The 16026-nt window shown below is 68.1% G+C and carries 17 protein-coding genes; 7 read left to right on the forward strand and 10 right to left on the reverse strand.

Annotation, left to right across the window (positions count from 1 at the left end; all coding sequences use genetic code 11):
* The first annotated feature begins 8 nt into the window (after nucleotides 1–8).
* Nucleotides 9–1058 carry an NAD(P)-dependent oxidoreductase gene (locus tag EV643_RS23315; RefSeq protein WP_133802236.1) on the forward strand — a complete coding sequence of 350 codons (1050 nt, stop codon included), beginning with the start codon at nucleotides 9–11 and terminating at the stop codon, nucleotides 1056–1058.
* Here the strand turns inward: EV643_RS23315 and EV643_RS23320 are convergent.
* The gene (locus EV643_RS23320; protein ID WP_133802237.1) at nucleotides 1032–1955 is read right to left on the reverse strand and encodes a MarR family transcriptional regulator; all 924 of its coding nucleotides are present in this window, start codon (nucleotides 1953–1955) and stop codon (nucleotides 1032–1034) included. The two genes, EV643_RS23315 and EV643_RS23320, sit on opposite strands and share 27 nt — an antisense overlap.
* Before the next feature lie 161 nt (nucleotides 1956–2116).
* Between EV643_RS23320 and EV643_RS23325 the strand changes: the two genes are divergently transcribed.
* Entirely contained in the window at nucleotides 2117–2887 is a 771-nt protein-coding gene (locus EV643_RS23325; RefSeq protein WP_133802238.1) for an ABC transporter ATP-binding protein, read from the forward strand.
* Nucleotides 2888–2922: 35 nt separating this feature from the next.
* Nucleotides 2923–3726, forward strand: a complete 804-nt coding sequence (locus EV643_RS23330; RefSeq protein ID WP_238165745.1) for an ABC transporter permease — start codon at nucleotides 2923–2925, stop codon at nucleotides 3724–3726.
* 1 nt (nucleotide 3727) lies between these two features.
* On the opposite strand, the gene EV643_RS23335 is transcribed toward EV643_RS23330, so the two are convergent.
* Together EV643_RS23335 and EV643_RS23340 are read right to left on the reverse strand one after the other, a co-directional pair.
* Nucleotides 3728–4096, reverse strand: coding sequence for a VOC family protein (locus tag EV643_RS23335; protein WP_133802240.1), 369 nt, complete (start codon nucleotides 4094–4096; stop codon nucleotides 3728–3730).
* A gap of 91 nt (nucleotides 4097–4187) precedes the next feature.
* Nucleotides 4188–4673 carry a winged helix-turn-helix transcriptional regulator gene (locus EV643_RS23340; RefSeq protein ID WP_133802241.1) on the reverse strand — a complete coding sequence of 162 codons (486 nt, stop codon included), beginning with the start codon at nucleotides 4671–4673 and terminating at the stop codon, nucleotides 4188–4190.
* 55 nt (nucleotides 4674–4728) lie between these two features.
* Between EV643_RS23340 and EV643_RS23345 the strand changes: the two genes are divergently transcribed.
* Nucleotides 4729–5277, forward strand: a complete 549-nt coding sequence (locus EV643_RS23345) for a GNAT family N-acetyltransferase (RefSeq protein WP_238165746.1) — start codon at nucleotides 4729–4731, stop codon at nucleotides 5275–5277.
* Nucleotides 5278–5423: 146 nt separating this feature from the next.
* On the forward strand, nucleotides 5424–6119 hold the full coding sequence (locus EV643_RS23350; RefSeq protein ID WP_133802242.1) for a DUF4386 family protein: 696 nt from the start codon (nucleotides 5424–5426) through the stop codon (nucleotides 6117–6119).
* 65 nt (nucleotides 6120–6184) lie between these two features.
* Here the strand turns inward: EV643_RS23350 and EV643_RS23355 are convergent, their stop codons facing one another.
* From EV643_RS23355 to EV643_RS23385, 7 genes are all read right to left on the reverse strand, one after another.
* A complete protein-coding gene (locus EV643_RS23355; RefSeq protein WP_133802243.1) occupies nucleotides 6185–7555 on the reverse strand; it encodes a glutamine synthetase family protein in 1371 nt (456 codons plus the stop codon).
* Between the two features lie 7 nt (nucleotides 7556–7562).
* Nucleotides 7563–8531: an ABC transporter substrate-binding protein gene (locus tag EV643_RS23360; protein WP_133802244.1), complete on the reverse strand. Its 969-nt coding sequence runs from the start codon at nucleotides 8529–8531 to the stop codon at nucleotides 7563–7565.
* A 31-nt stretch (nucleotides 8532–8562) separates the two neighbouring features.
* The gene (locus EV643_RS23365; protein ID WP_133802245.1) at nucleotides 8563–9558 is read right to left on the reverse strand and encodes an ABC transporter permease; all 996 of its coding nucleotides are present in this window, start codon (nucleotides 9556–9558) and stop codon (nucleotides 8563–8565) included.
* A gap of 3 nt (nucleotides 9559–9561) precedes the next feature.
* On the reverse strand, nucleotides 9562–11130 hold the full coding sequence (locus EV643_RS23370) for a sugar ABC transporter ATP-binding protein (RefSeq protein ID WP_133802246.1): 1569 nt from the start codon (nucleotides 11128–11130) through the stop codon (nucleotides 9562–9564).
* A gap of 71 nt (nucleotides 11131–11201) precedes the next feature.
* The gene (locus tag EV643_RS23375) at nucleotides 11202–11744 is read right to left on the reverse strand and encodes a YbhB/YbcL family Raf kinase inhibitor-like protein (RefSeq protein WP_202869714.1); all 543 of its coding nucleotides are present in this window, start codon (nucleotides 11742–11744) and stop codon (nucleotides 11202–11204) included.
* A 50-nt stretch (nucleotides 11745–11794) separates the two neighbouring features.
* Nucleotides 11795–12469 (reverse strand): endonuclease V, encoded by a 675-nt coding sequence (locus EV643_RS23380; protein ID WP_133802247.1) that lies wholly within the window; start codon nucleotides 12467–12469, stop codon nucleotides 11795–11797.
* The gene (locus tag EV643_RS23385; protein ID WP_133802248.1) at nucleotides 12462–13094 is read right to left on the reverse strand and encodes a dienelactone hydrolase family protein; all 633 of its coding nucleotides are present in this window, start codon (nucleotides 13092–13094) and stop codon (nucleotides 12462–12464) included. The genes EV643_RS23380 and EV643_RS23385 overlap by 8 nt, the downstream gene beginning before the upstream one ends.
* A gap of 106 nt (nucleotides 13095–13200) precedes the next feature.
* Here EV643_RS23385 and EV643_RS23390 point away from each other — a divergent pair, with 106 nt between their 5' ends.
* Nucleotides 13201–15135: an acyl-CoA dehydrogenase family protein gene (locus tag EV643_RS23390; protein ID WP_133802249.1), complete on the forward strand. Its 1935-nt coding sequence runs from the start codon at nucleotides 13201–13203 to the stop codon at nucleotides 15133–15135.
* A 143-nt stretch (nucleotides 15136–15278) separates the two neighbouring features.
* The gene (locus EV643_RS23395; protein WP_133802250.1) at nucleotides 15279–16022 is read left to right on the forward strand and encodes a hypothetical protein; all 744 of its coding nucleotides are present in this window, start codon (nucleotides 15279–15281) and stop codon (nucleotides 16020–16022) included.
* Nucleotides 16023–16026: the final 4 nt, after the last annotated feature.

Here is a 16026-nt window from a genome sequence, read left to right on the forward strand (position 1 = left end):
GTGGCTGGATGCTGGGACTACCGGAGACGGCGTGGCAGGGGATCGGGCTCGAGCAGCGGCTGCGGTGGACGCGACGATGGATGGTGCGGACCGCCGCGGCGTCGCGCGGCCTGCCGTCGTTGGCGGGAGTGCGGCTGGCCGTGACCGCGCACTGCGACTTGAAGATGGCGGTCGTCATCGAGGGCTGGCGGGCGGCGGGCGCTGAGGTGATGGTGCACCCGGCCGATCCGGCGACGACCCAGCCCGATGTCGGGATCGAGGTCGCGACCGTCGAGGAGTGTGTCGGGTGGCAGCCGACCCACACGTTGGAGATGGGCGGCGACATCGTGGTGCATGCGGCGCAGACCGGGTACGACGGGATCCGGGCCGGCGTCGAGGTCACTCGCACCGGGCTCAATCGGGTGGCGGCGGTCGGGTTGCGTCATCCCGTGTTCGACCTCGACAGCGTGCCGTTGAAGAACCACCTGCACAACAGATTCGCCGTCGGCACCAGCACCTGGCAGACAGTCCTGTCCCGCACCCAGCTCTCCTTGCACGGCCTGATCGTCGCGGTGATCGGGTACGGCGAAGTCGGCGCCGGCCTGGCTCGTACCGCGCGGGACCACGGCGCCCAGGTGCTCGTGGCCGAGGTGGATCCGGCCCGCGCCACGGTCGCGTCGTACGACGGGTTCGGTGTCGGCGAAATCCGCGAGGTGGTCGGCCGGGCGAACATCGTGGTCACCGCGACCGGGCGATCGGGGGTGCTGTCTGCCGACGTGCTCGGTGTGGTGGCCGATGGGTGTCTGCTCGTGAACGCAGGTCACTCGGCCGACGAGATCGATCTGGTTGCCTTGGGCAAGGGGGAGCCGGTGATCCCGGCGGTGACGAGTCATCGAGTCGGTGGTCGGGAGGTGCTGCTGTTCGCCGATGGCCACGTCGCCAACCTCGCCGCGGGCGACGGCGACAGCCTGAACGCCTTCGACATCACCGCCGCCCTATTGGCAAGCTCGGTCGGCTGGATGGTCACCCACGGCGACGCGTACCCACCCGGCCTACACCCGTGGCCCCTGCGTGAGTAACTGGCGTTGGGTTGGGGTCAGGCGGGTGGGGGTGGCGGCGACGGTGTAGGTGGTGGGGGTTGGGCGGTTCAGGACGATGGGGTCGGTGTAGGCGGAGTAGGTCTCGGCGTCCTGGAGTGCGGTGGTGATGCGGTCGCTCGGCCAGTTGAGGGCTGCTGCCAGCTGGGTGGCTGTGAGGGGGCGGCCGGCGTGGAGCAAGGCGGCGAGGATGGTGGCGGCGTCGTTGGCGGCTGCGGCGGTCGGGCCGCCGGACATGTCGTCGCTGAGCTGGGCGAAGAAGCCGGCCATCTGATGCAGCCGCGCCCCGGTCGGGGTGTCGGTGCCGAAGAGGTCGGCGCCTTCGGTGGCGAGCTCGGCCCAGCTCGCGTTGGTACGGGCGCTGGCCTGCCAGGCGCGAAGCCAGACGTCTTCGGCGATGAAGTAGTTCTCGTGCCGGCCTCGGGGATCGCGTTCGCGGCTGACGATCTCCAGGTCCTCCAGGTAGCCGATCGCCTTGGAGATCGACGCCGGGCTGACCCGCAGCATCCGCACGAGCTCGGCGGCGGTCAGGCTGTGTGAGTCCGTCGTGTACAACCGAGCCAGCACCCGCGCCGCCATCCGCGGCAATCCGTTCTCGGTCATCACCTGGCCGAACCGCTCGGCGAACTTGTCCACCACCGCCTCATGGTTGCCGTCGGCATCCACCACGTGGTTGGCGCGACGACGGGCCCGGTACGCCGTGGCGTGGTGGGCGTGGTCCGGACGGTACCCCCGAGGTCCGCCGTTGCGGGCTACCTCGCGGCTGATCGTGGAGGTCGGGCGATCCAGTTGGCGCGCGATCTCGGCGTACCCAAGTCCGTCGGTCAGGCCGACGCCGATCCGCTGCCGATCGTCGTGGGTGAGCCTGCCTCCTGGCATGCGTTCTCCTTCGCCGGTTGCGTTCACCGTTAGCTCATTGCAACGGAGTGTTGCGTTCATCGGCAACCCATTGCATTGAATCGCGGAAATCGGCCGAAAACAAGGACAGAACGACTGCGCGATCGTTGCCGCTGTTCTGAACGCAACGTAGCTTTCACGGCATGCTGAAGGCTGAGGAAGATGTGGTCGCCGTCCAGGGACTGCGGATGCGGTACGGCGCGACCGAGGTGCTGCGCGACGTGACGTTCCGGATCCAGCCGGGTGAAGTGCTCGCCGTCCTCGGGCCGAACGGGGCCGGTAAGACGACGACGATCGAGATCCTGGAGGGATTCCGGATGCGCTCGGCCGGTGCGGTCGAGGTGCTCGGCGTCGATCCCGCGTACGGCGACGAAGCGTGGCGCGCGCGGGTCGGCGTAGTACTGCAGTCCTGGCGCGACCACAGCAAGTGGCGTGTGCGTGAACTCCTCGCCCACCTCGGCGGGTACTACGCGCCGTACGCGACCGCAGCGATCCCGCGGCCGTGGGATGCGGACGAACTGATCGAGCTGGTCGGCCTGACCGGGCAGGCGGAGCAGAAGCTGAAGACGTTGTCCGGTGGGCAGCGCCGTCGGCTGGATGTCGCCATCGGCATCGTCGGCCGGCCGGAGCTGTTGTTCCTGGACGAACCGACGACCGGGTTCGACCCGGTCGCGCGGCACGAGTTCCACGCACTGGTACGCCGCCTCACGGACGAGTTGCGCACCACGATCCTGCTCACCACGCACGACCTGGACGAGGCGAGCAAACTGGCCGACCGGGTCCTGATCCTGTCCGGCGGACGCATCATCGCGAGCGGTACGCCGGCCGCGCTGACCACCCAGATCGCCGGGGCGTCGCTCGAAGACGCGTATCTCACCTTGGTCCGGTCGAGTGAGAAGGGGCAAGACCGATGAGAGTGGCAGCGGTTCGGGCGGGAGGGGCTCGGGGGATGATCGAGCTGCGGCAGTCGTTCACCAACGGGGCGGACCTGGTCAGTCACTTCCTCTGGCCGACGCTGATGCTGGTGGCGTTGTTCTTCCTGCGGGATCGCGAGTTCGGCAGCACCGGTTTCGCTCTGGGCCTGTTGGCATTGCCGAGCATCCTCGGGATGAACGCGGCGATGGGCATGGTGAGCATGAGCCAGTTGCTCACCGCCGACCGCGAGGACGGCACGCTGCTCCGGGCGAAGGCGACACCGAACGGGATGCGCGGCTACCTGATCGGCAGGGTCGTCTCGGTTGCCCTCGGACTGCTGGCCGATCTGGCGATCCTGCTGATCCCCGGTCTGCTCATCATCGACGGGCTCGCGATCGGCGATGTGGGTTCGTGGCTCACCCTGCTTTGGGTGCTGGTTCTCGGACTCATCGCGACACTGCCGATCGGGGCGGTCCTGGGATCGCTGTTCACGTCCGCCCGCGGGCAAGGTCTGGTGCAACTGCCCGTGTTGGGGTTGATCGCGATCTCCGGGATCTTCTACCCGATCACCGCACTACCCGGCTGGGTGCAGTGGATCGCGCAGCTCTCGCCGATCTACTGGATGGGCCTCGGGATGCGTTCCGCGTTGCTTCCCGCTGAAGCGGTCGCGGTCGAGATCGGCGACTCCTGGCGGCACTGGGAAACCGTTGCGGTGCTGGGAGTCTGGGCGATTCTGGGCCTGCTGATCGCTCCCGTAGTCCTGCGCCGGATGGCCCGCCGTGAGTCCGGCTCGACCGTCGCGAGCCGCCGCGAACGAGCCCTCCAACGCGTCGGCTGAATCACTGCCAGATGAGGCAGAACTCGTTGCCGTCGGGGTCGCGGAGGACTTGCCAGTTTCCGCCGGCGTACACGTCGTGGGCGACGGTGGCGCCGAGGGCGAGGGCCCGTTCGATCGCCTGTTCGCGAACTTCCCTCGGGATCCGGAGGTCGAGGTGCACGCGGTTCTTGCCGTGTTTGTGGTCGGTGACGTAGGCGAAATAGATCCGGATCGGGCCGTCCTCCAGGTTCGCACCGCCGTCCTCGGTCTGGATCAGCTTGCCGCCGATCAGTCGCTCCCAGAACCGGCCGAGGCGCAGCGGCCCGGCCGTGTCGATCACCACGGCTTCGAGCTCCGGCACCAGCCAGTTGCGAGGGCGTTCCTCGTCCATGGCTTTCCAGTGCCCGTGGCTATTCGTTCGCTGTCGGCATCCGGTGCGCCACGGTCCGTGTCAGGAACTCCGTGCGGGAAGCTTCTTCTGATCAGACAGGACTTGCGGTAGGGCCGGGGCGGAAGGCGATTTCGCGCGGCGGCGGTTCGTGGCCGGCGGCGCAGCGCATGACGACGTGGACCTCCTCCTCGCAGTCGCCGCGGTGCCGGGCGACGATCGGCGCTCCACCGGGTAGGGGCAGATGTTCGTCGCCCCACTGGACCAGCGCGACGAGGACGGGGTACAGATCGAGGCCGGCCTTCGTGAAGCGGTACTCGTAGCGCCCGCGCTGACCGGGCAGCCGGTACGGGACGCGGCGCAGCAGGCCACGGTCGATCAGGCGGCTCAACCGGTCGGTGAGCACCTGGCGGGGGATCTCGGTGCGAGCGCGGATGTCCTCGAACCGCCGGACACCGAGGAAGATCTCCCGCAGCACGTGGAAGGTCCACTTCTCGCCGAGGATCTCCATCGTCCGGGAGATCGTGCAGTTCGCCGCCGACCAGCGCATGGCCTCCGGCGGGGTCAGTTGCTCGCTCATACCTGGAGGATAAGTCTGCTTGACAGACTCAGCCAAGTCCCGGCAGGCTGACTCTGTGAAACAGACTCAGATGGTCCGGTCGGATGTGGTGGTCCGGAAGGCGAGTGGCTGCGATGCCGCTGAGTTGGCGGCGATGTTGTCCGCGCTGTCCGATCTCAGCCTGTACTTCCGATTCCAGACCGCGATCGGCCGCCCACCCCGCCCGGCCGTCCTCGACCAACTACTCCAGCCCACCGGTACGGCGTGGGTCGCCGAACGCGCCGGCCGCATCATCGGCCACGCGATGTGGGCCTGGGCCAAGGGCATGGTGACGCCCCGACCGACGGCTGAATTGGCTGTCGTGGTTGCGGATTCCGACCAGCGGCAGGGCATCGGCGCCGAGTTGATCAGCGTCGCTGCGAGGGACGCCCGCACGGCCGGCGCTGACCAGTTCCTGGTGGTGGTCAGTGCTGCCAACGACCCGGTCGTCCGGCTGGTACGCCGGCACTGGCCGGACGCCTCGGTCGAACGCGATGGCCCACTGCTCAACTTCCTCGCCCCCGCCCACTCCGCCGGCTTCATCCGTCCTGTTCCGGCCGGCGAGCCAGTCGCTGTCGGTACCTGACAACGCAGGACTGAACCGGTTCTGTATCTACTCCTGGAACGATCGTTTCGACGCCGGTCGGCGACCACTTGACGGGGACGGATAAGAGCGGAACATCGGCAGTAGGTGCACCATAACCCCCGGTGCATTTCCTGAGGAGGTTCCCCATGACCGAGCGACACGAGTTGCGTTGGGGTGGCTTCGCCGGACTGGCGTTCGTCGTCCTGGCTCTGCTGGGCAGGTTCCTGCCCGGCAACCCGCCAGGCGTCGACGAGTCGGCGAACGCGATTACCAGTTTCCTCACCGACAACCGGTCGATGATCCTTGCCGGCGCGCTGATGTGGGGCGCGGCGGCCGGATTGATCATCTGGTTCGCCGCCGCCTTCGCCGAGGCGATGAGGGAACGGGACGAGCGAAGCGACATCCACATGGCCCTGCTGGCCGGCTCCGTACTGGTCGGCGGTGCGATCTTCATCAACGCCGGGGCGACTGCGGCAACGGCGTACGGTGTCGAAGGACGGGACGCGGGTATCACCACGATGCTGTTCGAGTGGTCCGCGGTGCTCACCACGATGATCGGTTTCGCGGCGGCGCTTCCGCTCGCTGCGGCCGGGGTCGGTGTCCTGAGGACCCACCTGATGCCGGACTGGCTCGGCTACCTGGCCCTGCTGGCCGCGCTGGTGTCGTTCGCCGGTGCCTTCGGCATCTTCGTCAGCGACGGCGCGTTCGTTGCCGGCGGCGTCATGATGACCACGATCCCGCTGCTGGTCTCGGCGGTCTGGATCGTCGCCGCGAGCGGCTACATGGTCCGCGAACACCTGCCCGAGGTCACCGTGGGAGAGCAGGCGATGCCGCAGACCTGATCCGTCCCGCATTGAGCACGCCAGACCCGCGCCGACCCCAACCGGCCGCGGGCCTGGCGGCCTGTTTAGTAGCGCCAGCGGAGGGCGCGAACCCTGTCTTCCAGGCTGAGCCCACCGAGCGAGCCAGCATCGTGCCGCCGGACGGCGAGGAAGGTGCTGAGGATCGGCTCGCCCAGCGCGGCCCGCAGTACGGGCGAGTTCTCCAACGCTTCCAGTGCGGCCTCGAGCGTGGTCGGCAGGCGGCGGATGCCGAGTCGAGTGCGCTCGTCCTCCGTGTACATCACTGGGTCGCGCTCGGCCGGGGCCGGTAACGGAAGCTTCTCCTCGAGCCCGGTCAGGGCCGAGGCGAGGACAGCGGTCGCGGCGAGATACAGGTTCGCCGACGGGTCGCCGATCTTTATCTCGCAGTTCGTCGACGCTGGCCGGCTGGTGATGCTGCCTGGAACCAGCCGCAGCGCCGCCTCGCGGTTCTCCGGACCCCAACAGGTGAAGGCGCCCGCCCAGTTGCCCGGCACCCGTCGGTCGGCGCTGACCACACTCGGCGCGAGCACCCCGGTCAGCCCATCGAGTTCCGCCAGCACCCCAGCGATCAGGTGCTGGGCATGCTTCGACAGCCCGTACTGCCCTTCGCTGTCGCCAAAGTGCGCGTCCGCGGTCGCTGCCGAGAAGTGGATGTGCGCACCGTTGCCCACGGCACCGGCCACGGTCACCGGCGAGAACGACGCCAGCAGCCCGTGCCGATGCGCGAGCCGGTGGATGATCATCCTGGCCAGCAAGGCCTGATCCACCGCCGCGACCGGCGAGGCGGGTGGCAGCGCGACCTCGACCTGACCACGCCCGTACTCCGGATGCAGCTGCTCGACCATCAGCCCGGCCGCCTCGAAGGCGTCGAACAGATCGCGAGCGAAATCCTCCAGCTGAAGCGTCGGAATGACCCCGTACGGCGGACCGATGTGCGCGACCCGGGGATCGTCGGGATCCCCGGTGAACATGGTGAACTCCAGCTCCAGCCCGAGCAGAACGGTCAACCCGGCTTCGACAGCACGTTGCTCCTGCCGCCGCAGTGCCGACCGCTGGCAGATGTCCATCGGCCGATGCTCCTGGTCGAACTGGTCGGCCGGTGCCCAGACCACATCACCCCGTACGCCGAGGGGTGCGGCCGCGGCCAGGTCGGGGATCAACCGCATGTCCCCGACCGGACCGTTCACCGCCGGCGACGAGGCGATCGCGTCGTCGGTACACATCAACGCGAACACCGGCGACAGGCCGATCCCGTCCCGTACCGCGGTCCGCAGCCGCGCCGCCGGGACGGTCTTGGCCCGGGTGATCCCGGCGTTGTCGACGATGGTCGTGATCAGCATCCGCAGACCACCGTCGAGCAACGCGTCGACCAGTTCGTCCTGCGCTTCCGGTGTCGAAGGTGACGGTGAGGTCATAGATCTCTCATTGGTAGAGGACGGCGGTGATCTTCGGGTCGTCGATGTTCGTCTTGTCGTACCAGAAGAAGCCGGTGTCGATCACCTTCGGCACGCTCTCGCCGCGGATCACCTTCATCGCGGCCGCGACCGTCTGCTCGCCGATGCCGACCGGGTTCTGGGTGATCGCGCCGGCCATCGTGCCGTTCTTGATCGCGTCGATCTGCGCCTTGCCGGAGTCGAAGCCGACGATCTTGATGCCCTTCTTGCCGGCCTCCTCGACTCCCTTCACCACACCGATCGCCGAGCCCTCGTTGGCGCCGTAGATGCCGGCGACATCGGGGTTGGCGGCGATGATCGACTTGGTGATGTCGGCCGACTTGGCCTGGTCGCCGCCGCCGTACTGCGCAGGCAGCAGCGTGATCCCGGGCGCGTTCGCCTTCATCCATTCGGTGAAGCCGTCCCGCCGGTCGATCCCGGTCCTGCTGGTCTGGTCGTGCACCACCAGCGCCACCTTGCCCTTCCCGCCGAGCAGTTCGGACAGGTGCTTGGCCGCCTCGGCGGCCGCTGCCTTGTTGTCGGTGGCAGCGGTGGTGACCGGAATGTCACCCTCGACGCCGGAGTCGAACGCGATCACCGGGATGTTTCTCGACTTCGCGTCTTCCAGCAGCGGAGCGGCGGCCTTGCTGTCCAGCGCCGCGAACCCGAGCGCGTCCGGGGTCTTGGCGATCGCGTTGGTCAGCATGGTCACCTGGGACTCGATGTCGGCCTCGGTCGCCGGGCCCTCGAAGGTGATCCGGGCGCCCTCCTTCGCGGCCTGCTGCTCGGCGCCCTTCTTCACCGCCTGCCAGAACTGGTGCTGGAAACCCTTCGAAACGATCGCGATGTACTTCTGGTCTTCGCCACCGGCGCCGCCGTCCCCGTCGCCGCCGCACGCTGCGACCGCCAGCGTCATCGTGGCGGCCACCAGTGCCGCCCCGAACTGCCTTCTGTTCATGTCGATCCAGCTCCTATCCGGTTGATGCTCGTCAAACTTGCTTCTTGCGCATCATGTCGGCGTAGACCGCGACCAGGATGACGCAGCCCAGGATGACGTTCTGCCACTCCTGCGGGATGGACATGATCTGCAGGCCGTTGTTCAGCACGGAGATGATCAGCGCGCCGATCATGGTGCCCACGATGGATCCCTTGCCGCCGGCCAGCGACGTACCGCCGATCACGACGGCCGCGATCGCCTGCAGCTCGTATCCCATCCCGGTGGCCGGCTGCGCCGATCCCAGCCGGGCCGAGATCATCACCCCGGCCAGGCCGATGAACAGGCCAGCGAAGGTGTAGACGATGATCTTCCATTTCCGTACGTCGATACCCGACAGCGCGGTCGCCTCCTCGTTGCTGCCGATCGAGTACGTGTACCGGCCGAGGATCGTCTTGTTCAGCAGCACGGCCGCGATCACCGCCATCAGCGCGAGGACGATCACCGCGTTCGGGAAGTCCGGGATCAGGTTGCCGCGGGAGATCTTCGAGTACGCCGGGACGTCGTTGAAGTAGATCGGCGTGCTGTGCGAGAGCACCAGTGCCAGCCCTTGGGCGACGAGCATCATCGCCAGGGTCGCGATGAACGGCGGGATCTTCAGGATGGCGACGTTGAATCCGTTGATCAGTCCGAGGAATCCGCCGAACAGGATCGTGCCGAGGACGCCGAGCGCCAGCGGGATGTCGAGGTTGACGATCATCACGCCGGACATCACAGCGCACAGCGCCATCCCGGTCCCGATGCTCAGGTCGATACCGCCGGTGATGATGACGAACGTCGTACCCAGTGCCAGGGTGCCGATCACCACGGTCGAATACAGGATCGCCAGCACGTTTCCGTAGGTGAGGAAGTTCGAGTTGGCGATCGAGAAGACGACGAAGATGACCAGCAGGCTGGCGAACGCCAGGAACTGCTGCAGGCGATCCCGCAGGCTGACGGTTACCCTGGCCGCGACCGGCTGCGTCTCTGTTGTTGCCGTGGGGGTGGTCATCCGCTACCTGCTTTCGTCAGCCGTGCCGGCCGGTTCGTCGAGCTCGAGGCCGAGTTCCGCCGCGTCCTCGGGGTTCTCGTCCGGCCGCAGCGTCGCGTAGTGCATGACTCTCTCCTGCGTCGCCTCGGCGGCACTGAGCGTTCCGGTGACGCGGCCCTCGCTCATCACCACGATCCGGTGCGCCATCCGTAGCACCTCCTCGAGTTCCGACGAGATCATGATGATCGACTTGCCCTGCGCCGCCAGGTCGTTGAGCAGCCCGTAGATCTCCTCCTTGGCGCCGACGTCGATACCGCGGGTCGGCTCGTCGAAGATCAGGATGTCGCAGTTCTTCAGCAGCCACTTGGCGATCACGACCTTCTGCTGGTTCCCACCGGAGAGGTACTTCGCCGTCTGCAGGATCGACGGGGTCTTGATCCGCAGCGAGTCGACGTACTGCCGGGACTTCGTCCGCATCGCCCGGTCCTTCATGAACCCGAACGACGAGAACAGCTCGCTCAGCGAGCTGACCGTGATGTTGGCATTCACGTCCTGCTCCAGCATCAGGCCGAAGTGCTTGCGATCCTCTGACAGGTAACCGATCCGGTGCTTCGCGGCATCGGCCGGGCTCTGGATGCCGACCGGCCGGCCGCGCACTCTGACGGTGCCGCCCTCGGCCTTGTCGGCGCCGACGACAGCGCGTGCGACCTCGGTGCGACCGGCACCCATCAGCCCGGCGAAGCCAAGGATCTCGCCCTTGCGCAGCTCGAAGCTGACATCCTTCAGCAGTGCCCTGGTGGACAGGCCCTCGACGGAGAGCAGGACCTCACGGTCCTCCCGCACGCCCTCGGGCTGGGCATCGGTACGCAGAGCACGACCGACCATCAGGCCGATGACCTCCTTCATGCTGGTGGCGGCGGTGTCGACCGTGGCGACGTACTGACCGTCGCGCAGGACCGTGACCCGGTCGGCGATCTTCTTGAGCTCGTCCATCCGGTGGGAGATGTAGATGATGCCGGTGTCCGGGCTCTTGAACCGCCGGATCAGAGCGTGCAGCGTCGCCACCTCCGCCTCGTTCAGCGCGGCCGTCGGCTCGTCCATGATCAGCACGCGGGCGTCGTACGACAGTGCCTTGGCGATCTCGACCATCTGCTGCTTGGCGACGGTGAGGCCGCCGACGGGGGACCCGGGCTCGAGCGGGAGCTGCAGGCGCTCGATCAGGTCCGCGGCCCGGGTGTTGAGCCTGCGCTCGCTGAGGAAGAAGCCCCCGGCGCGGGGCTCGCGGCCGATGAAGATGTTCTGCGCGACCGTCAGGTCGGGCATCAGGTTGAACTCCTGGTGGATGATGCTGATCCCGAGCTCCTGCGCGTGCCGCGGGCTGGCCGGCTCGAAGCGCTCACCGTTGAGAAAGAACTCGCCCTCGTCGGCGGCGTAGATGCCGGACAGCAACTTCATCAGGGTGGATTTCCCGGCGCCGTTCTCACCGACCAGGGCCAGCACCTCGTTGTGGCGCAGGTCGAGGTGCACGTCAGACAGCGCCTGCACCCCGGGGAAGCTCTTGCTCACCCCTTCTGCGTGCAATAACAGCGTCATGGCACCACCACATCACAGATCCGATGTCTCCCACAGACCCGCCCGCCGTGTCCTTTCCTCCTGAAGTCGGTCTAACGCGAGTACAGGCCGGTGAGGCGGCCTTGGGCGATCGTGAAGGTTTTGATGGCTTTGAGGGCTTCGTCGAGGGGCGCGCCGGGGGGAAGGTCGGTCGGTGCCGAGAGGGCGTAGATGGTGAAGCGGTAGTGGTGGGTGCCGCTGGGTGGGCAGGGGCCGAAGTACGTCGCTCGGCCGGCGGAGTTCTTGGCCTGGACGGTGCCGGGTGGGGGTGTGAGGTTCTCGCCGAGCGAGGTGAGGTCAGCGGGCAGGTCGAGTAGGACCCAATGGACATAGGTGCCGCGGGGTGCGTCCGGATCGTCGACGACGAGGGCGAGGGCGGTCGTGTTCGCCGGTAGGCCGCGCCAGGTGAGCGGGGGCGACACGTTGTCGCTGTCACAGGTGAACTTGCTGGGGATCCGCCCGCCCTCGGAGAACGCGGTGCTCGTCACGGTGATGCTCATGATCGGCTCCTGTCCGGACCGCGCCGACGTGTCGCTGCACCCGGCCGGCCCCACCAGCAGGGCGAGCACCACCGCGTGCAGCGGGCGCAGTCCCACCTGGTCAGCGTCTCACCATCGAGCCCTCGCGAACACGGGTGTGCCAATCCCTACTGCTCGGCACGGGCGCGGCGGGCGGACTGGCGGGCGAGTCTCAGTGGTTCGGGTGTCCGGCGTCCGGCGAGGGAGTCACGGACGACTTGAACGGCGATGTCCAGGTCGACTCGCCAGCCGGGGTGGACGACGAGTGGCCGGGTTCCGCGCTTGCTGCGAAGCCAACTGGCGACCGGATCGGTGTCGATGATCAGTGCCGCGGTCGCACCGGCCTCGTCCGCCGGCCAGGTGCCCGTGGCAAGCAACGGCCGATGTGTCACGCCGACCGTCGGCAGCGACTGCATCGCGCCGAGGTGGAGCGCCAGGCCTGCCCGCCGAGGATGGTCACGTCCCGTCGCGTCCACGAGCAAGACGTCCGGCCGCGGCGTGAGGCGTCGTACCACGTCGTTGAGCAGCGGGCCGAGGCGGAGAGCCAGCATGCCCGGGGCATAAGGGGCTGTCGCGACCCCGGCCACCGAGGAGCGACCGACCACGTGGCCGCCGGCCAGCACAACGGCGGCACCCCACGCGGGATCACCTGCTCTGCCCGGGCCCGAGAGGCCCCGACTGAAGCAGACCCAGCAACCAGCCACGAGGTAGTCGGCCGGAGGTGTCCAGGCCGCCGGAGTCTCCAGAGCGAGCAGGCGTTGCGCCGAGACCAGCTGAGCAGGATCCGTTGGCCAGTCAGGCATGGAGGTGGGTGTGGAACCAGTCGCGGGCCAAGGTGGCGACGCGTTCCAGGGTGCCGGGTTCGGTGAAGAGGTGGGTGGCGGCGGGGACGATCTCGAGGTGGTTGAGGCAGTGCAGTTGTTGTTGTGCCTGCTGGTTGTAGGTGAGGACCTCGGTGTCCCGCTCGCCGACGATCAGCAGGGTCGGCGCGGTGACTCTCGCCAGACGCTCTCCGGCCAGGTCGACCCGGCCGCCTCGGGACACCACCGCGGCGACCTCGTCGGACCCGCTCCCCGCCGACCACAGTGCGGCCGCGCCGCCGGTACTGGCGCCGAAGTACCCGACCACGAGATCGCCGACATCGTCTCGGTCGCGCGCCCACGTGTGCGCGGCGCTGAGCCGTCCGGCCAGCAGAGGGATGTCGAACACGTTCCGCCGGTCGGCGGCTTCCTCCGTCGACAAGAGGTCGAACAGCAAGGTGGCGAGACCCGCCTCGTTGAGCACGCGGGCGACGTACTGGTTGCGGGGACTGTGCCGACTGCTGTCGCTGCCGTGGGCGAACGCCACCAGACCATGGGCGTCTGGTGGCACGGTCAGGTTCCCGGCCAGCTCGACGCCGGGGACCTGGATGGTGACCTCTTCGCTCATCAAGGCCAGGATCCCTCCATCGACCGGACGGCGTCAGCGGTTCACAGGAGGCTACTTCCGAGTAAGACTGGTGGGTAGGGACAGCCTTCCAAGGAAGGGGTACGGCGTGACCACGCAGCAGCGGGTGATCAGGGACGTCGATGAGCGGGAAGCCCGGGAGACCGCGGAGGCGGCGCGGGAGACCGCGTGGGTGCGGCCGAGTTTCGCCAAACAGTTGTATCTGGGGGATTTCGACCTGTCGCTCATCCATCCGCATCCGCGAGCCGCGGTCGATGACGCCGTCCGTGGGGAGGAGTTCCTCGGCAAGCTCAAGGCGTACTGCGAGACGCTCGACGGGCTGTTGATCGAGCGGGAGTCGCGGGTCCCCGACGAGTACCTGCAAGGCTTCGCCGAGCTCGGGGTGTTCGGCATCAAGATCCCCGTCGAGTACGGCGGTCTCGGCCTGACGATGGCGTACTACGGGCGCGCGCTGATGATGATCGGATCGGTGCACCCGAGCCTCGGGGCCCTGGTGTCCGCGCATCAGTCGATCGGCGTACCGGAGCCGGTGAAGATGTTCGGCACGGACGAGCAGAAGCAACGGTTCCTGCCTCGGTGTGCGGAGGGCGCGATCACCGCGTTCCTGCTGACCGAGCCCGATGTCGGCTCCGACCCGGCCCGGATGGCGTCGACCGCGACCCCGACCGAGGACGGTACGGCGTATCTGCTGGACGGCGTGAAGCTGTGGACCACGAACGGCGTCATCGCGGAACTGGTCGTGGTGATGGCCCGCGTCCCCGAGCACGACGGTCAGCGCGGCGGCATCAGCGCGTTCGTGGTCGAGGCCGACTCGCCCGGCATCACGGTGGAGAACCGCAACGCCTTCATGGGCCTCCACGGCCTCGAGAACGGCGTGACCCGCTTCCACCAGGTCAGGGTGCCGGCCGAGAACCGCCTCGGCCGCGAGGGCGAAGGGCTGAAGATCGCCCTGACCACGTTGAACACCGGCCGGCTCTCGATCCCCGCGTTGTGCGCCGCGGCCGGCAAGTGGTGCCTGAAGATCGCCCGCGAGTGGTCGGCCGAACGTGTCCAATGGGGTCGCCCGGTCGGCAAGCACGGCGCCGTGGCGGAGAAGATCTCGTTCATCGCGGCCACCACGTTCGGCCTCGAAGCAGTGCTCGAGCTGTCCGCGCAGCTGGCCGATGCGGGCAGCAAGGACATCCGGATCGAGGCCGCGCTGGCCAAGCTGTGGTCCAGCGAGATGGGCTGGCGGATCGCCGACGAACTGGTCCAGATCCGGGGCGGCCGCGGGTACGAGACCGCCGACTCGCTCGCCGCCCGCGGCGAGCGCGCAGTACCGGCTGAGCAGATCCTGCGGGATCTGCGGATCAACCGGATCTTCGAGGGGTCGACCGAGATCATGCACCTGCTGATCGCCCGGGAGGCGGTCGATGCGCACCTGGCCGCGGCCGGCGACCTCGCCTCGGCCGACGCGGACCTGCGGGCCAAGGCCAAAGCCGCCGTCAACGCCAGCGGGTTCTACGCCAAATGGCTGCCTAAACTCGCCGTCGGCAAGGGCACCGTCCCCACCTCGTACGCCGAATTCGGGCCGCTCGCGAATCACCTCCGGTACGTCGAGCGGGCGTCCCGGAAGCTCGCCCGGCAGACGTTCTACGGGATGAGCCGGTGGCAGGCGAAACTCGAATACCGGCAGGGATTCCTCGGCCGGATCGTCGATATCGGCGCCGAACTGTTCGCGATGGCGGCGGCCTGTTCGCGGGCGGAGATGCTGCGCACCGACGACCCGGCCGGCGGCGACACGGCGTACGAGCTGGCGGGTGTGTTCTGCGAGCAGGCGCGGCTGCGGGTGGATCACCTGTTCGACCAGTTGTGGGCGAACACCGACGACAGCGACCGCCGGCTGGCCGACAGCGTCCTGGACGGCAACTACACCTGGCTCGAGGACGGCGTCATCGATCCCTCCGAAGGCACCGGCCCCTGGATCGCCACCTGGCAACCGGGTGAATCAAAGGGGGCCAATCAAGCTCGCCGTTATCGGTGAATCACGGAATGTGTTATTGCCGGCCGGGAATTCCAACCGTTTGTATGACTACCGCCCCGTAACGTGAACTATTCGCCATTCCGTGTTCGTTTCTGGCAGCATCTTTCTTGCCGAGCTGACCGATCAGCCTGGGGGCTGCTGAAATGTCACGAGCCAGAAGAGCGTCACCGCACGGGAGAGGCTGGGGCAACGGCCTTCTGCTCACCGCGGGATTCGCCGGAATCGCCGCCGCGCTGGTGGTCGTTGCCGCCCAGCTTCAGCCCGACGACGGCCCGGCGGTGGGCGGGCCGACGACCTCATCGGCACCGACCGGCGCCTCGGTGGCCGGCGTACAGAGCGCGACTCCGCAGAGCGTTCAGAGTGCGACGCCACAACGGGACGCCGCGAATCCGGCTGCTGCTGCCTGCAGCGGCGAGATTGCCGCGACTGAAGCAGTGGTGACCGCAGCGCGCGTCGCGGCCGGGCACTGGCGAGAGCACGTGCAGGCGCGCACGGATCTGCTGACCGCGAAGAACACCGAAGCCATCACCAAGGCGATCTGGAAACGCACTCGGCTGGCCGGACCGGCCGACCAAGCCCGCCTCGACGCGGCCACGGCCGGGCAGAAGAAGGTCGTCGGTGGTTGCCAGGGTTTGACCAGCGCGGCCGCACCGGCCTGCAAGCAGCGCTTGGCCGCACTCACCGCAGCCGCTGCCACCGGGCGCGCCGCGAGCGGTGACTGGGCCGCGCACCTCGCCATGATGAAGGCCCACGCGGCCGGCGACTTCGGCGCCGAGCACGCCCAGCACCTCTGGGTCGCCGCCTGGCAGAACGCACCGAAGAACCTGGACGCCTTCGCCCAGGCCGACGCGGCGCTGGCCAAGGCCCCCACCTGCCGACCGTCGTGAGCCG

This window comes from Kribbella caucasensis, assembly GCF_004361855.1.
GTDB classification, from domain to species: Bacteria; Actinomycetota; Actinomycetes; order Propionibacteriales; family Kribbellaceae; genus Kribbella; species Kribbella caucasensis.